The 19,952-nt window shown below is 68.0% G+C and carries 16 protein-coding genes; 10 read left to right on the top strand and 6 right to left on the bottom strand.

The window, feature by feature from the left end:
* Positions 1 to 4: 4 nt before the first annotated feature.
* The 3 genes from J2X58_RS12170 to cutA form a co-directional block, all read right to left on the bottom strand.
* Positions 5 to 538, bottom strand: a complete 534-nt coding sequence (locus J2X58_RS12170; RefSeq protein ID WP_090175355.1) for a TlpA disulfide reductase family protein — start codon at positions 536 to 538, stop codon at positions 5 to 7.
* Entirely contained in the window at positions 535 to 2,763 is a 2,229-nt protein-coding gene (locus J2X58_RS12165; RefSeq protein WP_310048490.1) for a protein-disulfide reductase DsbD, read from the bottom strand. The genes J2X58_RS12170 and J2X58_RS12165 overlap by 4 nt, the downstream gene beginning before the upstream one ends.
* A gap of 70 nt (positions 2,764 to 2,833) precedes the next feature.
* Positions 2,834 to 3,157, bottom strand: coding sequence for a divalent-cation tolerance protein CutA (gene cutA / locus J2X58_RS12160; protein WP_310048488.1), 324 nt, complete (start codon positions 3,155 to 3,157; stop codon positions 2,834 to 2,836).
* A gap of 198 nt (positions 3,158 to 3,355) precedes the next feature.
* Here cutA and J2X58_RS12155 point away from each other — a divergent pair, with 198 nt between their 5' ends.
* Complete coding sequence (locus tag J2X58_RS12155) at positions 3,356 to 3,649, top strand: co-chaperone GroES (protein WP_029213271.1); 294 nt, start codon at positions 3,356 to 3,358, stop codon at positions 3,647 to 3,649.
* 83 nt (positions 3,650 to 3,732) lie between these two features.
* Positions 3,733 to 5,376 (top strand): chaperonin GroEL, encoded by a 1,644-nt coding sequence (gene groL, locus J2X58_RS12150; RefSeq protein WP_090056300.1) that lies wholly within the window; start codon positions 3,733 to 3,735, stop codon positions 5,374 to 5,376.
* A gap of 82 nt (positions 5,377 to 5,458) precedes the next feature.
* Here the strand turns inward: groL and J2X58_RS12145 are convergent, their stop codons facing one another.
* Entirely contained in the window at positions 5,459 to 7,351 is a 1,893-nt protein-coding gene (locus J2X58_RS12145) for an LTA synthase family protein (RefSeq protein ID WP_310048487.1), read from the bottom strand.
* 175 nt (positions 7,352 to 7,526) lie between these two features.
* Here J2X58_RS12145 and glnE point away from each other — a divergent pair, with 175 nt between their 5' ends.
* From glnE to J2X58_RS12125, 4 genes are all read left to right on the top strand, one after another.
* Positions 7,527 to 10,415 (top strand): bifunctional [glutamate--ammonia ligase]-adenylyl-L-tyrosine phosphorylase/[glutamate--ammonia-ligase] adenylyltransferase, encoded by a 2,889-nt coding sequence (gene glnE, locus J2X58_RS12140; RefSeq protein WP_310048486.1) that lies wholly within the window; start codon positions 7,527 to 7,529, stop codon positions 10,413 to 10,415.
* Positions 10,416 to 10,463: 48 nt separating this feature from the next.
* Entirely contained in the window at positions 10,464 to 11,393 is a 930-nt protein-coding gene (locus tag J2X58_RS12135) for a nucleoside hydrolase (RefSeq protein ID WP_310048484.1), read from the top strand.
* Positions 11,394 to 11,477: 84 nt separating this feature from the next.
* Positions 11,478 to 11,723 carry a type B 50S ribosomal protein L31 gene (locus tag J2X58_RS12130; RefSeq protein WP_090056306.1) on the top strand — a complete coding sequence of 82 codons (246 nt, stop codon included), beginning with the start codon at positions 11,478 to 11,480 and terminating at the stop codon, positions 11,721 to 11,723.
* Between the two features lie 263 nt (positions 11,724 to 11,986).
* The gene (locus tag J2X58_RS12125; RefSeq protein ID WP_310048483.1) at positions 11,987 to 13,282 is read left to right on the top strand and encodes a citrate synthase; all 1,296 of its coding nucleotides are present in this window, start codon (positions 11,987 to 11,989) and stop codon (positions 13,280 to 13,282) included.
* Between the two features lie 166 nt (positions 13,283 to 13,448).
* On the opposite strand, the gene J2X58_RS12120 is transcribed toward J2X58_RS12125, so the two are convergent.
* Both J2X58_RS12120 and J2X58_RS12115 read right to left on the bottom strand, forming a co-directional pair.
* Entirely contained in the window at positions 13,449 to 14,111 is a 663-nt protein-coding gene (locus J2X58_RS12120; protein WP_310048481.1) for a hypothetical protein, read from the bottom strand.
* 58 nt (positions 14,112 to 14,169) lie between these two features.
* Positions 14,170 to 16,731 carry a penicillin-binding protein 1A gene (locus tag J2X58_RS12115; protein ID WP_310048479.1) on the bottom strand — a complete coding sequence of 854 codons (2,562 nt, stop codon included), beginning with the start codon at positions 16,729 to 16,731 and terminating at the stop codon, positions 14,170 to 14,172.
* 236 nt (positions 16,732 to 16,967) lie between these two features.
* On the opposite strand from J2X58_RS12115, the gene J2X58_RS12110 reads away from it, so the two are divergent.
* The 4 genes from J2X58_RS12110 to J2X58_RS12095 are packed head-to-tail and all read left to right on the top strand — an operon-like array spanning position 16,968 to position 19,949.
* A complete protein-coding gene (locus J2X58_RS12110) occupies positions 16,968 to 18,026 on the top strand; it encodes a pilus assembly protein PilM (protein ID WP_310048477.1) in 1,059 nt (352 codons plus the stop codon).
* A complete protein-coding gene (locus tag J2X58_RS12105) occupies positions 18,026 to 18,775 on the top strand; it encodes a PilN domain-containing protein (protein WP_310048475.1) in 750 nt (249 codons plus the stop codon). The genes J2X58_RS12110 and J2X58_RS12105 overlap by 1 nt, the downstream gene beginning before the upstream one ends.
* The gene (gene pilO, locus J2X58_RS12100; protein ID WP_310048472.1) at positions 18,772 to 19,422 is read left to right on the top strand and encodes a type 4a pilus biogenesis protein PilO; all 651 of its coding nucleotides are present in this window, start codon (positions 18,772 to 18,774) and stop codon (positions 19,420 to 19,422) included. The genes J2X58_RS12105 and pilO overlap by 4 nt, the downstream gene beginning before the upstream one ends.
* Complete coding sequence (locus J2X58_RS12095) at positions 19,422 to 19,949, top strand: pilus assembly protein PilP (RefSeq protein WP_310048470.1); 528 nt, start codon at positions 19,422 to 19,424, stop codon at positions 19,947 to 19,949. The genes pilO and J2X58_RS12095 overlap by 1 nt, the downstream gene beginning before the upstream one ends.
* Positions 19,950 to 19,952 lie beyond the last annotated feature (3 nt).

Genomic DNA, 19,952 nt, shown 5'->3' with positions numbered 1-19,952 from the left:
TCGTTCATCGTCCGAGCCAGTCGTCGAGTTCCGCCTGGCTAAAGGTGCCGAGCTTGCGCCGCAGGATACGCCCGTCCTCGCCGATCAGGACGCTATAGGGCAACACGCGGCGCATGTTGCCGAAGGAGAGCGAGCCGCCGGGTGCGTCGTTGTCCGCCAGCACGATCGGGTAGTCGACCGGACGTTCGGCGAGGTACGAACGCACCGCGTTCGCGGAGTCCTCGGCCACGCCGAGGATCGCCACGTTGCGTTCGCGGTAGCGTCCCGCGTTCTCGCTCAGCAGCGGCATTTCGCGGCGGCACGGCGCGCACCACGTGGCCCAGAAGTTGATCAGCACGCGCTTGCCCCGCCAGTCCGAGAGCAGGCGCGGCTTGCCCTCGACGCTGACGAACGTCGCGTCCGGCGGCAGGTCGCCGACGTCCGCGACCGTGACGCCGGCGGGCGGCGGCGGATGCGCGCGCCGGTGCTCGAGGTAGAGGCCGGTCGCCGCCGCCGCGATGGCGAGCAGGACGATCCAGGCGGTCGGTCGCCGCGTCATGGATGGGCGGCGGCCTCTAGCGCCTTCTCGACGCCGTCGTAGGTCAGCACCGTCGACAGCTTGCGGCCGTCGCCACCGTTCTTCGGATACACGACGTACAGCGGCACGCCGACCGAGTGGTACTGCTCCAGGAACGCCGCGATGGTCGCGTTGACGTCGGTCCAGTCACCCTTCATGTAGACCGTGCCGGTGCGCTTGAGCAGCGCCTTGAAGGCGTCCGTGTCGAGCACCGCCTTCTCGTTGGCCTTGCAGGTGATGCACCAGTCGGCCGTCATGTCGACGAGCACCGGGGTGCCCGCGGCGCGCAGCTCGGCGAGCTTCGCGGGGGAATACGGCACGGAGCCGTCCTGCGCCGTGACCGTCGCGCCCGAGGCCGCAGGTAGCCCGTGCACGGTCCACAGCGCGGCGGCGGCGCCGATCGCCAGCACGCCGGTGAACACCCAGGCGAGCGGGCGACCGCCGCGGCTGCGGCCGTACCACCACAGGGCCATGGCCAGCAGCACGCCGCCACCGAGCACGAGGGCGGCGGCATCCGCGCCGCGCTGCTTCGTCAGCACCCAGAGCAGCCAGACGGCCGTCAGGTACATCGGGAAGGCGAGCGCCTGCTTGAGGGTCTCCATCCAGCGACCCGGACGTGGGAGCAGGCGGGCGACGGCGGGGACGAAGCCCATCAGGAGAAACGGCAGCGCCAGGCCCAGGCCGAGCGCCAGGAAGATCAGGAAGGCCACGGGTAACGAGGCCGCGAACGCGAATGCGATCGCGGAACCCATGAACGGCGCGGTGCAGGGGCTCGCCACCACGACCGCGAGCACGCCGGTGAAGAAGTCCCCCGACGGGCCCGAGCGCGAGGCCAGGCCACCGCCGAGGTTGCCGAGCGAGCCGCCGATCTCGAACACCCCGGACATCGACAGGCCGACCGCCAGCATCACGTAGACGAGCAGGCCGATGGCCAGGGGCTGCTGGAACTGGGCGCCCCACTGCAGGCCGTGCCCGGCCGCGCGAATGCCCACGATGACCAGGCCGAGCGCGGCGAACGCGACGAGCACGCCCGCCGTGTACCAGAGCGCGTGCCGGCGCGCGGCGGCGGGGCTCTCGCCGCTTTCGAGCACCGTGATCGCCTTGAGCGAGAGCACCGGCAGCACGCAGGGCATGAGGTTGAGGACGAGACCGCCCAGCAGCGCGAGGCCGATGGCCGCGAGGATGCCGACCGGAGCGTCGCCGCCCGGCGTGAGGCCGGGAGGCGGCGGCGTCGGAGCGACCTCGGCCGGCGTGGTCGCCTGATCGTCGGTCTTGCCGCCGCCGATCGTCGCGGTCCCCGCCGCCAGGTCGACCTTCACCTGGCGCTTCATGACGGGATAGCAGACGCCGTTCTCCAGGCAGCCCTGGTAGGCGACGTCGAGCACGACGTCCTTCGCGTTGCCGGCGCCCGTGAGCGGAACCGGGAGTTCCACCTGGTCGTAGTAGACGATGGTGTCGCCGAAGTGTTCGTCGTGATGCGCCGTGCCGCTCGGCCAGTCGGGCTCGCCCGCGGCGACGCCGGCCGGCGAGGTCACCTTGATCTCCGTCTTGTCGCGATAGAGGTAGTAGTCCTTCGGCATCGTCCAGCGCAGCAGGAGGCTGGCGTGATCCTTCACGAGCGCCTCGAACCGGAAGGCCTGATCGGCCGGCAGCGGCTCGGCGTCGGTGCCGGGAACGGCCTTGGGCGGGCCGAGCAGCGAGGCCGCGCTGGCGGCCGGCGCCACGGGCGTGTCGGCGGGAATCGTCGACGGGCCGCCGATCGCGAGCTTCAGGTGCTCGGTGTGCGGCGGATAGCAGATCTTCGGCTCGACCTCGTGGCAGCCCTGGTACTGGACGTCGAGCGCGAGGGTCTTCGTCGCGGCGTCGACGAGCGTGTAAGGCACCGTGGCGGCGATGTCGCCGTGGTAGATCTCGACGTCGCCAAGGTACTCGTCGTGTTTCTTCAGGCCGTCGGGCAGGGTCGGCTCGCCGAGCTTCACGGCCGCGGGTTCCGCCGCCACGATCTTGATACGTCCGCGATAGAGGTAATAGTCGGGCGCGATCGTCCAGTGCAGCTTCACGGTGCCGGGCTGGCTCGCGTCGGACGTCAGCCGGAACGCCTGGGTGACGGGGAGCAGGTCGTCTTCGCCCTGCGCGAACGCGGGCAGGGCGGCAAGCAGGCCGAGGCCGGCGATCAGGTTCCGCGCGAAGCGGGCAAACGACGTCATGGCGACTCCGTGGATCGGTGCGGTGACGAACCGCGATGGGCGTCGGACATTATGACCGGCGCTACCCTGATTAGCTTGCATCGACGCTGGCTTCGAGCCAGGCCATGTAAGGCGCGTGGCCCTCCACGAACGGCAGCGCGACGATCTCGGGCACGTCGTACGGATGGTTCGCCACGACCCAGGCCTCGACGGCCGGGAACGCCTCGCGCAGCGTCTTCACCAGCAGCAGGTCTTCGGACTCGGTGACGATCTCGCCCTTCCAGCGGTAGGTGGACCGCACGCCGGGCAGGTGGTTCACGCAGGCGGCGAGGCCGGCTTCGACCAGGCCACGGGCGAGGGTGGCGGCGGGTTCGCCGGGCGGGCAGGCGATGAGGATGGCGACGGGTTCGGACATGCGTCGCATTGTGGACACCTGTCGCACCTTTTTTGAACCCGGGACCTTGAACGGTTGGCCCAAGGCGCCATCTCTCGCGCATCCCGAGGCCCTTCCGATCCAGGGCGGCTTCTGGCTAAAATTCTGGCACTCACCCTGGCCAAGTGCTAACAGGGTGGACGAATTTCCTTATCCGTCAAACACATGCTTGGAGAAGTCATGAGCAAACTGCGCCCGTTGCACGATCGCGTCATCGTCAAGCGTCTCGAAGAAGAGCGCGTCTCGGCCGGTGGCATCGTCATCCCCGACAGCGCGACCGAGAAGCCGACCCGCGGCAAGGTCATCGCCGCCGGCACCGGTCTGCTGCTCGCCAGCGGCCAGCTGCGCCCGATGGGTGTGAAGGAAGGCGACGTGGTCCTGTTCGGCAAGTACGCCGGCCAGGAGATCAAGGTCGACGGCGAAGAGCTGGTCTTCCTGAAGGAAGACGACATCGTGGCGATTCTCGAAGGCTGATTCCTCAGCGTCTTCGGATGGCGAGTCGCAAGACTCCATAGCCCTTTCATCCTTATTCAAGAATTTTCGAGGCAAGAATTTTTATGGCTGCTAAAGAAGTCCGCTTCGGCGAAGACGTCCGCGCTCGCATGCTGAAGGGTGTCAACACCCTCGCCAATGCCGTCAAGGTCACCCTCGGCCCGAAGGGCCGCAACGTCGTGCTCGAGAAGAGCTTCGGCGCCCCGACCGTCACCAAGGACGGCGTCTCGGTCGCGAAGGAAATCGAACTCGCCGACAAGTACGAGAACATCGGCGCCCAGATCGTGAAGGAAGCCGCCTCGAAGACCTCCGACGTGGCCGGTGACGGCACCACGACGGCCACCGTCCTCGCCCAGGCGTTCATCCAGGAAGGCCTCAAGGCCGTCGCCGCCGGCATCAACCCGATGGACCTCAAGCGCGGTATCGACCAGGCCGTCACGGCCGCCGTCGCCGAGCTGAAGAGCCTGTCCAAGCCGACGGCCGACGACAAGGCCATCGCGCAGGTCGGTACGATCTCCGCCAACTCCGATTCGAACATCGGCGACATCATCGCGACCGCGATGGGCAAGGTCGGCAAGGAAGGCGTGATCACGGTCGAGGAAGGCTCGGGCCTCGAGAACGAACTCGACGTCGTCGAAGGCATGCAGTTCGACCGCGGCTACCTCTCGCCGTACTTCATCAACAACCAGCAGTCGCAGCAGGTCGAGCTGGACGACCCGTTCATCCTCATCCACGACAAGAAGATCTCGAACGTCCGTGAGCTCCTGCCGGTGCTCGAGGCCGTCGCCAAGGCCGCCAAGCCGCTGCTGATCGTCGCCGAGGAAGTCGAGGGCGAAGCCCTGGCGACCCTCGTCGTCAACACGATCCGTGGCATCGTCAAGGTCGCCGCCGTCAAGGCGCCGGGCTTCGGCGATCGTCGCAAGGCCATCCTGGAAGACATCGCCATCCTCACCAACGGCGTGGTCATCTCCGAGGAAGTGGGCCTGCAGCTCGACAAGGCCACGATCAACGATCTGGGCCGCGCCAAGCGCGTCGTGATCACCAAGGAAAACACCACGATCATCGACGGTGCCGGCGAAGCCGAGCGCATCCAGTCGCGCATCGGTCAGATCAAGGCGCAGATCGAAGAGACCTCGTCCGACTACGACCGCGAGAAGCTGCAGGAGCGCGTCGCCAAGCTCGCCGGTGGCGTGGCCGTGATCAAGGTCGGTGCCGCGACGGAAGTCGAGATGAAGGAAAAGAAGGCCCGCGTCGAAGACGCCCTGCACGCCACGCGTGCGGCCGTCGAGGAAGGCGTGGTCCCGGGCGGCGGCGTCGCCCTGATCCGTGCGCTCAAGGCTCTGGAAGGCCTCAAGGGCAAGAACACGGACCAGGACCTCGGCATCGCGATCACCCGTCGCACGCTGGAAGCTCCGCTGCGCGCCATCGTCACGAACGCCGGCGACGAAGCTTCGGTCATCGTCAACAAGGTCAAGGACGGCTCGGGTAACTTCGGTTACAACGCCGCCAATGGCGAGTTCGGCGACATGATCGAGTTCGGCATCCTGGACCCGACCAAGGTCACGCGTTCGGCCCTGCAGTTCGCCGCCTCGGTGGCCGGTTCGATCATCACGACCGAAGCGGCCGTGAGCGAGCTGCCGAAGAAGGACGAAGGCCACGGCCATGGCGCCCCGGGCGGCATGGGTGGCATGGGCGGCATGGACTTCTAAGTCCCGCTTCCCGACGCAGTCGCTTCAACGAAAAGGGCCTCGCGCAAGCGAGGCCCTTTTTTTGTACGGGCGGCAACGTCGATCAGTTCTCGGCGCCCGCGGCGGCCTGCGCTTCCTCGTCGCCGGGCTGATGCGCGACGGTGCTCGCGCCGACCGTCATGTACTGCGCCACGAGCGGATCCAGCTTCCGCTTCATGCGCAGCATCGCGATGTTCCCCATCGAGATGTCCGCGTACTTCAGCATCGGGTCTTCGATGGCGGGTTGCTCGCCGAGCGAGTTGGTCAGCGTGGCGAGCCGGGGCGCCATCACCTGCGTCAGCGCGAAATAGGCGTCGTCGTGCACGCCGGCCTGCTCGAGCAGTCGGCCCGGCAGCATCCACGAGGCGAGATCGCCGTGCGTCGGCGCCGGACCGTCGGCATGCGCATCGATCAGGAGGTAGGGCACCGTCTGGGTCAGCATGTCGCCGCCGTCGACGAAGCCGAGCGTATCGAACGCCTCGGTGAGTGCGGGAAGGTGATCGCCGTAGAACAGCAGCAGCGTCGGCCGCTCACGTTGCTTCAGCAGCTCCGCGAGACGGCCCAGTTCCGCGTCGGCATGGCGCATGTGGTAGATGTAATTGCGGACCTGGAGCTTCGCGCTGGCGCTGAGCCTGTCGGGTACGTCGATCGCGTCGCGCTCCTTTTCGTCGATGTTGATCGACTTGTCGTAAGGGCCGTGCGCTTCCATGCTGATCGCGAAGACGAGCCGCGGCGGGCCCGAGTCCTTCAGCTGCGCCATGATCTCGTCGGTCATCGCGCTGTCCGCCATGTATTCGCCGTCCCGGCGGAAGCCCTTCGGGAAGTCGGGCTGGGAAACGAAGCGGTCGAAGCCCAGCGTCCGGAAGGCGGTCGTGCGGTTCCAGAACGCGGCGTCGTTGCCGTGCACGGCGATCGTCTCGTAACCGTGCGAGCGCAGCGTGCGAACCATGCCCGGCACGACGCCCGCGTGCATCTGCAGGTACGGGAACTGCATCGTCGGGAAGTAACGGAGCGAGAGTCCGGTGAGCACCTCGAACTCGGTACGGATGGTGCCGCCGCCGTACGTCGGCACGTGCAGTCGGCCGGCACTCCCCTCCTTGGCGAGGCGATGGAGATTCGGGGCGAACACCTGATCGTCGAGACCCTTGACGATCGCCGGATCGAAGAACGATTCGCTCTGCACCACGACGATGTCGGGAGTCTGTCGCGCGTTCGTGGCGGCGGACGCCATATGCGCACGCAGGTCGCCGTCGGCGTCGGCGATGAACCGCGTCGCTTCGGCGGCGTCGGGTTTGCGGGCCTTGCCGGCGCCCATGAGCCGGAACTGCATGATGTTGGTGACGACGCCATTGAGGTCGGCGTTGCTCGCCGCGGACCAGGGCTGCATGCCCAGGCGGTCCTTTCCGTACATCGCCGTCCACGCCGGCACGCCCGCGAGCAGGGTGCCGAAGAGGCCCGCGACGGCGAGGCCCGTCACGAGGCGGCGACCGTGCGTGCGGCGGGCGAACAGGGGCGGCTCGTAGCGCGCGAGCGCGACGATCAGCGCGATGGTGGCGAGGATCGCGAGGTAGGGCAGGGGATCGGATGGGAGGTAGCCACCGAGCAGGTGCAGCCCGCCGTTCTTCAGCTGCTCGATCATCCGGAAATCGGCAGGCAACAGCGGCGAACCGAGATTCTTCATCTTGATCGCGCTCACCGCGAGCACCGCGCCCTGCAGCATGAACGCCACGCCGAAGGACAGCCATGCGCGGCGTGTCAGCACGAGCAGCAGCGAGGCGAGAAGAAGTCCGGGGAGCGCGTTGGCGAACAGGTGCCACGGGCGTTCCGCCCACGCCATGCTGGAAACGCCGGGGTTGCCGTCGAGGAAGCCGGTGTAGAGGACGAACGCCACGGCGAGGCAGGCGATCAGCGCCGCCCGGGTCGTCACGTCGCGCCAACGCGATGAATCGAAAGTCATAACGTCCTCTGCTCGGCCCCTGTCGCAAGGGACGTGGACTGTAACGCAGCGGACATGAATCGGTTGTCAGACTGTCATATGACGAAGCGGCGAAGAATCGCGCCCCCACGCGTCGGAAAGCTCGCGCAAGGCGTCGCAGCGCCGTCCGTCGCGGGTAGTGCACAATGACCGCCTGATGAATGCCACGACGCCTGCTCAGCGCGAGAGCACAGAACTACGCGCACTGATCGACACCCGTTACGCGGATGTGATGGCCGCATGCCGCGCTGCGCGCATTCCATTGCATGACGATGCCGGCGTCGCCGAGCGGGTGCGACGCACCTTGCTCGCCTCCGACTTCGCGTTCGACGTGCTGCGGCGACAGCCGGAACTTCTGGGACCCGCCGGCCTCGAGCGGCTGCGGGCGAGCGCGGACGCGGGCACGCGCGGCGCCACGCTCGACCTGTCGGCGGATGAGGGCCTCTGCATGGCGACGCTGCGCCGGTTCCGGCACGCCGAGGCCCTGCGCATCGTGTTCCGCGACGTCAACGGGCTGGACGACATCGATGAAACCCTGTCGTCGACCAGCGTGCTCTACGAGACGCTCCTCGAGGCGGCGCTGCGCTGGTCGGAGAGCGCGCTGCACGCACGTTACGGACAGCCGCGCGACGGCGCGGGCGTGGCGCAGCGGATGGTCGTGCTGGGATTCGGCAAGCTCGGCGGCAACGAGCTCAACTTCTCGTCCGACATCGATCTCGTCCTCGCCTATGCACACGGCGGCGAGACCGACGGCGCGCGGCCGCTCGACAACGCGGAGTACTTCGTCCGCGAAGCGCGACAGCTGGTGCGCCTGCTCGCGGAGCCCACCGTGGACGGCATCTGCGCGCGGGTCGACCTGCGGCTGCGCCCGTTCGGTCAGGCGGGGCGCCTCGCGCTGCCGTTCAGCGCGATGGAGCAGTACTACCAGCGCGAGGGCCGCGACTGGGAACGCTACGCGTGGATCAAGGCGCGTCCCGTCGCGGGCGATCGGCTGACCGGGCGCGAGCTGCAGGACATGCTGCGGCCGTTCGTCTACCGGCGCTACCTCGATTACACCGCGTTCGCAGGACTGCGCGAGATGAAGGCGCTGATCGACGCCGAAGTCGCACGCAAGGACCTTGCGGGAAATCTCAAGCTCGGCCCGGGCGGCATCCGCGAGATCGAATTCGTGGTGCAGCTCATACAGATGATCCGTGGCGGGCGCGATCCATCGCTTCGCGTGCGCGGCCTGCTCCCGGCCCTCAAGGCCTGCGAGGCACGCGGCTACATTCCCGCCGCCCGTGCGAAGTTGCTGCGGGCGGCCTACGTCTTCCTTCGGCGGCTCGAGAACCGCGTGCAGATGCTGCGCGACGCGCAGACGCACGACATCCCCGACGACGCGCTGTCGCGCGAGCGGCTGGCGCTTGGACTCGGTTACGCGAGCTGGGACGAGCTGGCGGTGGAACTGGCCCGGCATCGCGGCGCGGTGTCCGCGGAATTCGCCGCGGTCCTCGTGCCGGAGGCCGGCGGCACCGCCACGGCGCCGGTCGCCGACATCGCCTTGTGGGCGGCAGCGCGCGACGAATCCCTGACCGCGGCCGCGATGGAGGCGTCGGGCTTCGTGCCGGGTGCCGACGTCGCCGCCGAGATGGTCAGGCTGCCGCAGGCCGCCGCCGTGCGGTCGATGTCGGCGCGCTCGGCCGAACGCCTCGAACGCCTGATGCCGCAGCTGATCGACGCCGCGCGCGGCAGCGTGTCGCCCACGGCGAGCCTGCTGCGCATGCTGCGCCTCGTGCAGGCGGTGGCGCGCCGCTCGTCGTACCTGGCGCTGCTCGACGAACAGCCCAACGCGCGGCGCCGCGTGGCGACCGTGTTCGCGGACAGCGCGTTCCTCGCGGAACGCGTCATCGCGCAGCCCCTGCTGCTCGACGACGTGCTCGACCCGCGCATCGACAAGCTGCCGCTGAAGCGCGCGGACATCGCCGCGGAGATCGCCCGCACGCTCGGCGCTCTGGACGAGCGCGACGCCGAGCGCGAACTCGAGCGCATCAACGAATTCCGCTCGAGCATCGCGTTCCGGCTCGGCCTCGCGTTCAACGACGGTCGCGCCGACGCCACGGCCACCGCGCGGCGCCTCGGCGGCCTGGCGGAAGCCGTGGTCGCGGCGATCCTGGCGCTCGCCACGCGCGAGCTCACCGCCCAGCACGGACGCCTGCCGGGCGAGGGCAGCGGCTTCGCGGTGCTCGGCTACGGCAGTCTGGGTGGCGAGGAGCTGGGCTTCGCCTCGGACCTCGATCTCGTGTTCGTCTACGACGGCCGGCGCGCCAACGCGATGAGCGATGGCCCGCGGTCGGTCGACGGCACGCGCTGGTACCAGCGGCTGGCCCAGCGCGTCATGCACTGGCTCAGCGTGCAGACGCATGCCGGCAAGCTCTACGACGTCGACACGCGGCTGCGGCCCGACGGTTCGAAGGGGCTGCTGGTCGCGAGCGTCGACGCGTTCGAGGCCTATCAGCGCGACCGCGCCTGGACGTGGGAGCACCAGGCGTTGCTGCGCGCGCGCCCCGTGGCCGGCGACCCGAAGCTGGGCGACATGCTCATGGCCATCCGGCGCGACATCCTGGGGACGCCGCGCGACGTCGCGCGGGTGTACGACGAGGTGGGCACCATGCGTGCCCGCTGGCGCGCGGAGCGCGATCGATCGGACGCGTCGCGCATCGACCTCAAGCAGGGGCCCGGTGCGCTGATCGACATCGAGTTCGTGCTGCAGGGCATGGTGCTCGCGCACGCGGCCACGCATCCGTCGATCCTCGACACGCCCGCGAGCAGCGCCCTGATCGACGTGCTGCGCGACGTGGGGCTGCTGACCGAGGCGCAGGCCGATACGCTGCACGTCGCCCACGCCGATCTGTTGCAGATGGGACTGACCTGCACGCTCGACCTGCGCTCGCGCATCGCGGCGCGCACGCCGGAACTGGAGGCGCTGTGCGCGTCGGTGCGCCAGGTGGCGGCCGCGCTGGGCTTCGATTTCGACCGACGCGACGAGGCCGCGGCGCAGGGTGCCTGAGCGTCCGCGCGGCGCTATGCTGTGCGGCCGCTCATGGATGCGATACCGATGACCCGTACCCCGTTGCTGATCGACACCGACCCCGGCGTGGACGACGCCCTCGCCATCCTCATGGCGCACGAGCATGCGGACGTGTCCGCCCTGACCGTCGCCGCCGGCAACGTGGGACTCGGACATACGGTGCGCAACGCGCGGACGCTGGTGGAGCTCATCGGCGCCACCACCCCGGTGTTCCCGGGCTGCCCATCGCCGCTGGTGCGCGATCCGGACGAGGATGCCGCTTTCGTCCACGGTGCCGACGGGTTTGGTGACGTGGGCTTCGACGAGCCGGCCCATCCGGCGCAGGCCGAACACGCCGCGCTGGCGCTCCTGCGGCTGACCCGCGAGCGTCCGGGCGAGCTCACGCTCGTGGCGCTCGGCCCGCTGACGAACCTCGCGCTGGCCGTGCGCCTCGACCCGTCGCTGCCGGAGCGCGTCAAGCGCCTCGTCATCATGGGCGGCGCGGTCACGGGTCACGGCAACACCGGCAAGATCCCCGCCGAGTTCAACATCGGCTTCGACCCCGAGGCCGCGCACGTCGTGTTCGAGGCGTTCCCGATGTTCGACCTCGTGGACTGGGAGGCGACGGTGCGCCATGCGTTCCCGGACGACGTCTACGAAGGCTGGGTGGCCTCGGGCGACGCCAGGGCGACGTTCTTCGAGAAGATCTTCGGCACCGCCCGCCGCTTCAACGCCGAGCACGAGCGCACCGGCTTCATCGCCGCCGACGCCCTGGCCATGGCCGTGGCGATCGACCCCGGCATGATCGTGCGCGCCGAGACCCGCCATGTGGCGATCGAACTGGATGGCCGCCTGACCCGCGGCGCGACCGTCGTCGACTGGCAGCGGCGCCTGGGCGGCCGGCCGAACGCCCGCATCGTGCTCGAGGTCGACCAGGCCCGCTTCGGCGAGCTGATCGCGGGCGCCCTGGGGGCCTGAGCGGGCCCTGGGGCAGGTTGCGCCCCGGCCGGGCGCTGGTTACAATGCCGCTCTTTTCACCCCGCTATTTCTCAGGTTCAAGCCATGAAAGAGAACATCCACCCGAATTACCAGCCGGTCGTCTTCCAGGACCTGTCGTCGGATTTCGCGTTCCTGACGCGCTCGACGATGTCCAGCAAGGAGACCGTCAAGTGGGAAGACGGCAACGAGTACCCGGTGATCAAGCTCGATATCACCAGCCACTCGCACCCGTTCTACACCGGCAAGCAGAAGACGCTGGACGTCGGCGGCCGCGTCGACAAGTTCCGTCAGCGCTACGGCAAGAAGTAATACCGCGAATTCCGCGCGCCGCTCGCGGGGTGGCGTTTCGCGAGGATCGAAGACACGGGGCAGGCCCACGGCTTGCCCCGTGTCTTTTTGCGTCTGCGATCTGCACGTTCGTCTAACGGACGTTTGAATGGGCTGTGTGCGATAATGGGGAACTTCGGTCGCACGTCGTGACCGGTACGGCGCCTCCCCCACGGTGTCGTTTTCCACCATCGGTACGCCGATCCCGCCCGCGGGCGGCGGCAACAGAACAAGAGGAGCTCGCCGTGTCCGACGCCAAAACCGTCAAATTGGTCGATGAATCCAACAAGCCCGTGAGCGAACTGCCGGTCATCGGCGGCACGCTCGGCGCCGAGTGCGTCGACATCGGCACGCTGTACAAGGACACCGGTTACTTCACCTACGATCCGGGCTACGGCAGCACCGCCAGCACCAAGAGCGCGATCACGTACATCGACGGCGACAAGGGCGTCCTCCTGTACCGCGGCTACCCGATCGAGCAGCTGGCCGAGAAGTCCACCTTCCTCGAAACCTCCTACCTGCTCCTCAACGGCGAACTGCCGTCGAAGGCCGAGTTCGCAAAGTTCGAGAGCGAGATCACGCATCACTCGATGATGCACGAGAACCTCAAGGACTTCCTCAAGGGCTTCCACCACAACGCGCATCCGATGGCCATGCTGGCCGCGTCGATTGCGTCGCTGTCGGCCTTCTACCACGACGACCTCGACGTCGATAACGCGGACGACCGCAAGCTCGCCGCCATTCGCCTGATCGCGAAGATGCCGACGATCTCCGCCGCCATCTACCGCCATTCGATCGGCTGGCCGACCCGCTATCCGCGCAACAACCTCGAGTACGTCACCCGCTTCCTGCACACCATGTTCGAAGTGCCGAGCGAGCCGCTCGAGCTGAACCCGGTGGTCGCCAAGGCGCTCGACCTGCTGTTCATCCTGCACGCCGACCACGAGCAGAACGCGTCGACCTCCACGGTCCGCCTCGTCGGCTCGACGGGCGCGAACCCGTACGCCTCGGTCGCCGCCGGCATCACGGCGCTCTGGGGCCCGGCCCACGGCGGCGCGAACGAAGCCGTGCTGCTCCAGCTCGAGGAAATCGGCACGGCCGACAAGGTCGAGACGGCGGTCAAGCGCGCGAAGGACAAGAACGATTCCTTCCGCCTGATGGGCTTCGGCCATCGCGTGTACAAGAACTTCGATCCGCGCGCCAAGATCATCCGCGAGATGTGCCACAAGGTGCTCAACGAGCTCGGCGTCAACGATCCGCTGCTCGACGTCGCGATGAAGCTGGAAGAGGCCGCGCTGAAGGACGATTACTTCGTGGAGCGCAAGCTCTACCCGAACGTCGACTTCTACTCGGGCATCATCTACAAGGCCCTGGGCATCCCGACCGAGATGTTCACCGTCATGTTCGCCATCGCGCGCACGTCGGGCTGGATCTCGCACTGGATCGAGCAGCACGAGACCCCGGGATCGCGCATCGGCCGTCCGCGCCAGATCTACACGGGCGCCGACGTTCGCGATTACGTCCCGAACGACAAGCGCTAAGAAAGAAAAACCCCGCGAAAGCGGGGTTTTTTTGTTCTCGCGGGACCGGTAGGAGCGCGCCCTGCGCGCGACAGCTTTTTGCGAATGGGTCACAGGTCGTGTGATCACGGCCCCAACGGCGTCGCGCGCAGGGCGCGCTCCTACGGCGGAGCCACCCACATCGCCTTCAACTCGACGCGTCGAACGCCGCGATGTCCTCTTCCGCCAGCAGCTGCTGGACCATCGAAGCCGTCGCCCGTCGCATCGGCCTTTCGTCGACGCGATCGAGCGGAGCCTGGCGCAGCGCGTCGACGGGCAGCACCGTGATGTCGAAGGGAATGCCGTCCGCGCCGAACAGCAGCACCGGGTAATCGACCTGATCCGCGCCCGGGTTCGACCAGCGCAGCCGTCGGCTCTGGGTCTCGAGCGGAATGCCCTGCTCGCGCAGGAACAGCCCGGGGGCCTCCGGATCGTCGCTGAAAACGTGCAGGCAGACCGCCGAATGTTCGTCCGCCGTGCCTTCGAGCACGGCGCCGACCAGGCGCGCATCGAACGCGCGCATGAAGCGCATGGCTTCGACGGCGGCCTCGCGGCGAGCCCGCAACGCCTGCGGCTGCGTGTCGGCCTGGAAGATGCGCTGGTGCTCGCGCAACGCATCCTCGATCTCGTTGTTCCGGGGCAGCGCCTGGGTGTCGACGATGCCGAGCCGCTCGGCGGCCTTGAGTTTCGCGTGGTGGAAGTCACGGATGCCATGCTCGCTCATCAGGCGCGCCGCCTCCTGGGCGACGAGGACGCGGTTGCGCTGCGTCCGGTCCTGGGCATGGATCCTGTGGTGTTCGCCTCGTGCCATGACTCACCCCCGTTGAAGTGTTCGTGTACCAGGCGCGCGCACGCTCGCGCGGCGCGCGTCAGAAGATGTCGTAGGCGTGTTCCTGCTGTTCCTCCTGCTGCTTCTGCGTCGCCTGTTCGCGAAGACGATCGACGTCCTCGACCTTCATGATTTCGTTCATGCCGCCGCTCGACGGCAGGCCCGAACCCGGATCGACCTGCACCGTCGCGATGCCGGGCGGCATGGCGAGCGTGTGCGAGGGCTTGTCCTTGAGGACCGCGCCCATGTAGTCCATCCAGATCGGCAACGCCGCCTTGGCGCCGAATTCGCCGCGGCCCAGCGAGCTGAAGTCGTCGAAGCCGACCCACACCGCCGACGAGATGTCGCCGTTGAACCCGACGAACCACGCGTCGCGGTGATCGTTCGTGGAGCCGGTCTTGCCGGCCAGGTCGTCGCGCCCCAGCGCCTTCGCGGCGGAACCGGTGCCGCGCTTGATCACGTCCTGCATCAGCGAGGTGACGAGGTAATCGTTGCGCACGTCGATCACGTGGGGCGCGAGCTTCGGCGCCTCCGAGGCGTTGGCGTGCGCGTCCGCCGGCAGCACCGCGTCGCCGGTGCCGCCGCCCGCGGTGCCGGCCGTCGCCGCGCGGGCCGGGATCAGCGCCGTGGAGGCCTGCGTGGGCGGGCCCGGCGGCGTGGGATTGAGCAGGCGCTCCTGGCATTCGGCGCAGGCGCGTTCGGGGTTCGCGACGTAGACCGGGTTGCCGTCGCGATCGTCGATCCGCGAGATGAAGTAGGGCGTGACCAGGTAGCCGCCGTTGGCGAACACCGCGTAACCCCGCGCCATGCTCATCGGCGAGACCGACGCCGTGCCCAACGCCAGGGAAAGGTTCTGCGGCAGCGCGTCCGGCGTGAAGCCGAAGCGCGTCATGTATTCGCGTGCGAAGCGCAGGCCCATGGCGTCGAGCAGGCGGACGGAGACCAGGTTCTTCGACTGCACCAGCGCTTCGCGCAGGCGCATCGGGCCGCTGAACTTGTTGTCGTCGTTGGCCGGCGTCCACATGCCGTCCGGGCGCGACGGGTCAGGGAAGGCGACGGGGGCGTCATTGACGATCGAGGCCGGCGTGAAACCGCGCTCGAAGGCGGCGGAATACAGGTAGGGCTTGAAGCTCGAGCCCGGCTGGCGCGCCGCCATCACGGCGCGGTTGAACTTCGACCGCGTGAAGCTGAAACCGCCGACGAGCGCGCGCACGGCGCCGTCCTCGGGATCGAGCGACACCAGCGCGGCCTGCACCGCCGGAATCTGCGTCAGGCGCCATTCCAGCTGGGCCGGCTCGGACGCGGCCGGCTTGCCTTCCTCGGTGGCGGCATCCTCGTTGACGTCGTCCTTCACGGCGTGGAACAGACGAACCACGTCGCCGCGCTTGAGCACGGCGTCGGCGCGCGTCGGCGCGGCGCCCGCCCGGCCTTCGTTGACGTAGGGACGTGCCCAGGCCATCGATGCCAGGCTCAGCGTGACCGTCTCCTTGGGCGAGAGGTACACCTTGGCCTCCTTCGCGCCGGTTTCCGTGACGATGCCGGGAATCATGCCCGCGACGCTCGTGTAGCCCGCGAGAACGCGGTCGTAGTCTTCGGGTCCGGCCTGGGCCGAAAGTTCCTCGTGACCTTCGGGTCCGCGGTAGCCGTGCCGGCGGTCGTAGGCCGACAGCCGGTTGCGCAGCGCCTCGTTCGCGGCGGCCTGGCCGTCGCTGGGCACCGTGGTGTGGACGATGTAGCCCTCGGTCAGCGCGTCGTTGCCGAGCTTCTCCAGGACTTGCTGGCGGACCATCTCAGCGAGGTAGGGGGCGTCGACCTCGATCTGCTGTTCGTGCGGGAAGGCGTCGTTCGGCTCGTCGATCGCTTCGTCGTACTCGGCCTTGGTGATGAACCGGTTGGCCAGCATCTGGCCCAGCACCCAGTTGCGGCGCGCGATGAGGCGCTTGCCGTTGTTCAGTGGGTTGACCACCGAGGGGAGCTGGAAGGTGGACGCCAGCGCGGCGCTCTCGGCCACCGTGAGCTGGTCGAGGTTCTTGCCGTAGTAGTAGGCCGCGGCGGCCGCGAGGCCGTACGAGCGGTGGCCGAGGAACATCTTGTTGATGTAGAGCTCGAGGATCTGGTCCTTCGTCAGCTCGTTTTCCATGCGCAGGGCGATGAACATCTCCGTCAGCTTGCGGGAGTAGAGCTTCTCCGGGCTGAGGAAGAAGTTGCGGGCCACCTGCTGGGTGATCGTCGAGCCGCCGGGGCCCTTGTCGCCGCCCGAGAGGACGACGTGGATGCCGGCGCGCGCGATGCCGTGCCAGTCGACGCCGGGGTGGCTGTAGAAGTCCGCATCTTCGGCGGAAAGGACGGCGTTCTTCAGCCGCGCCGGCACGTCGGCGATCCGGACCGGGATGCGTCGGGTCTCGCCGAACGAGGCGATCAGGCGGCCGTCCGAGCTGAGGACGCGCAGCGGCACCTGCATGTGGTAGTCGCGGAGCACCGCCACCGAGGGCAGGCGCGGGGCCAGGAGCCAGTAGGCCACGCCGATGGCGCCCGCCACGAACAGGATGCCGGCCAGTGCCAGGTACAGCGCATAGCGCAGCAGACGCTTGAGGATTCGCATGGAAAAGTGGGGCTCACCGCCGTGTGGTCGAGCGCGAGTATAGAGCCTGACCGGGTCGGGGGCGGCCCGCGCGATCTTTCGACCCGGTGTGAAGGGGGTTCGCTAAGCCGGTGACTCGATTTGTGAATTAGTGCCGGTAAGCGGCCCAGCGGCCCGTTGCTAATCCGTTAAGTTTTAGATTTAATGCCCTCGCGCCGAAGACCAAATTCCGACAAGGCGCGGGGAAGGGGGACAACGTGGGGCTCTTTACACCCAAAGCGGCGCCGTTGATCGGTGTCGACATAAGCTCGACCGCGGTAAAGCTGCTTCAACTCAGCCAAGCCGGCGGACGCTATCGCGTCGAACATTACGCTGTCGAACCCTTGCCGCCCAACGCGGTGGTGGAAAAGAACATCGTCGAGGTCGAGGCCGTGGGCGAGGCCATCCGGCGCGCTCTGGCCCGGTCGGGGGCCAAGATCCGGCACGCCGCGGCCGCCGTGGCCGGCTCGGCCGTGATCACCCGCATCATCCCCATGTCGGCCGACCTCTCGGAAGACGACCTCGAAGGCCAGATCCAGGTCGAGGCCAACCAGTACATTCCGTACCCGATCGAGGAAGTGAGCCTCGACTTCGAGGTGCTGGGCCCCGTTCGCGACAATCCCGAGATGAACAACGTGCTCCTCGCCGCGTCGCGGACGGAGAACGTGGACATGCGCATCGCCGCGCTCGACCTGGGCGGTCTCACCGCCCGGGTCATCGACGTCGAGGCGTTCGCCATGGAGAACGCCTTCGGCATGGTCGCCGACCAGCTCGCGGTCTCGCGCGACGCCCTGGTCGCCGTGGTGGACATCGGCGCGACCATGACCACGCTGGCGGTCCTGAAGAACCAGCGCACCATCTATTCCCGCGAGCAGGTCTTCGGCGGCAAGCAGCTGACCGACGAGATCATGCGTCGCTACGGGCTCTCCTACGAGGAAGCTGGCCGCGCCAAGCGCAAGGGCGGCCTGCCGGAGTCGTACGAGTCCGAGGCCCTCGAGCCGTTCAAGGAATCGCTCGTCCAGCAGGTCAGCCGCCTGCTGCAGTTCTTCTTCGCGGGCAGCGAGTACAGCCGCGTCGACCAGGTCGTACTCGCCGGCGGCTGCGCCGCCATCGAAGGCATCACCGAACTGCTCGAGCAGCAGCTGGGCGTGCCTTGCGTCGTCGCCAACCCGCTGGCGCGCATGGCGCTTTCCAGCCGCGTCCAGGCGCAGACCCTGGCCCAGGACGCCCCCGCGTTGATGATCGCCGTCGGCCTGGCCATGAGGAGCTTCGACTGATGGCACGCATAAACCTGCTCCCCTGGCGCGCGGAGCGCCGCAAGCAAAGGGAAAGGGAGTTCTACATCCAGCTGGGCGTCGCGTTCGCCGCGGCGCTCGTCGCGTTGATCGCGTGGTCGTTCTGGATGGACGCGCGCATCGAGAACCAGGGGGAGCGCAACGCGTACCTCCAGGCCGAGATCAAGCAGCTGGACGACCGCATCACGAAGATCAAGGACCTCGAGAAGGTCCGCTCCGACCTGCTCCAGCGCAAGCAGATCATCGAGCAGCTCCAGGCGAATCGCTCCCAGATGGTCCACCTGTTCGACGAAATGGTGAAGACGATTCCCGCCAGCGCGCGGCTCTCCGGCATGAAGCAGTCGGGCGACTCGATGTCGCTGGACGGCGTGTCGCAATCGAACTCCAGCGTCGCCGAGTACATGCGCAACATCGAGGCGTCCCCGTGGATGGGGCATGCCGACCTGCGCAAGACGGAAAACACACACGATGCCTCGCGCATGCCGTATAGCTTCGGGCTCGACGTTCGCCTGAACAAGCCGGGCGAGGCCGATGGCGCCGCGCCCGCGGGCTCGTCGACCAGCGCGGCTCCGGCGGCGCCCGCCGCCGTTCCGGCCCCCCTGGCGCAGGCCGCTCAGGCGGCGACCGGTCAGCCCGCGTCCCCGGCTCCCGGTGCCACGGTGCCTGCGGCCCAACCAGCCGGGGCGGCCACGCCAGCGCCCGCGTCGGCTCCGACGGGAGCCAAGCCATGAAGTTCCTCGACGATCTGCGCAACCTCGATCGCCACAACGTCGGCGGCTGGCCCAGGCCGATCAAGACCTTCTTCACGGGGCTCGTGTTCGTGGTCGTGCTGCTGGGCGGCTGGTACTTCCAGATCAGCAGCCAGCAGGACGATCTCGAGAGCGCCGAGAGGCAGGAAGAGCAGCTCAAGGGCCAGTTCTCCCAGAAGCAGGCCAAGGCGGCCAACCTGGAGGCGCTCGAGCAACAGCTCGCCGACATGCAGGACATGCTGCGCACGCTCCTGCGCCAGCTGCCCAGCCGCACCGAAATGCCCGAGCTGCTCATCGACATCTCGCAGACGGCGCTCGCGTCCGGCATCGAAACCGAACTTTTCCAGCCCGGTCCGGAGACGCCAAAGGACTTCTACGCGGAGAAGCCGATCACGTTGCGCATGGTAGGTACGTACCACCAGTTCGGGACGTTCATCAGCGGCGTGGCCTCGTTGCCCCGCGTCGTCATCCTGACGCTGCACGACGTATCCCTGAAGCCGAAGGAAGCGAAGGATGCCAAGGGCGGCGGTACGGGCCAGCTCGTGCTCCAGGGCACGGTCAAGACCTATCGCTACCTCGAGGACGACGAAACCGCCAAGCCAGTCAAGCCGGCCAAGGGGGCTAAGTGATGACGCGCAAGCATGCCATCCTGAAGCCGGTCGTCGTTGCGCTGTTCGGTGCGCTGGCGCTGGCCGGCTGCACCCGGGGCATGTCGGACCTGCGCGAGTGGGTCGATGCCGAGAAGCACAAGAAGGGCGAGCCGATTCCGCCTCTGCCCGTGATCCGCACGTTCGAAACGTTCGCCTACCAGGACCAGGGTGCGCGCGATCCTTTCAGCCCCAGCACGGCTGAAATGGACACGAGCGCGTCGACGGGTCCGCGCCCCGACGAGAACCGCCCCAAGGAGCCGCTCGAGATGTTCACGCTCGACAGCCTGAAGATGGTTGGCACGGTTGGTGCTGGTTCCAGCCTGGAGGCGCTCGTGAAGGATCCCGGTGGGGTGATCCATCGCGTCCACCGTAATGAGTACATGGGGCAGGCCTACGGCCGTATCACTGCCGTCGGGGAGGATCGCATCGATCTGGTCGAGCTGGTGCCGAACGGCAGCGGCGGCTGGATGGAGCGTCCCGCAAGCATCGCGGTCGGTGAAAAATAAGAA

Source organism: Luteibacter sp. 3190 (genome assembly GCF_031456385.1).
GTDB lineage: Bacteria > Pseudomonadota > Gammaproteobacteria > Xanthomonadales > Rhodanobacteraceae > Luteibacter.
The sequence above is the reverse complement of the archived record's forward strand: the minus strand, read 5'-3'. Positions and strand labels throughout refer to the sequence as shown.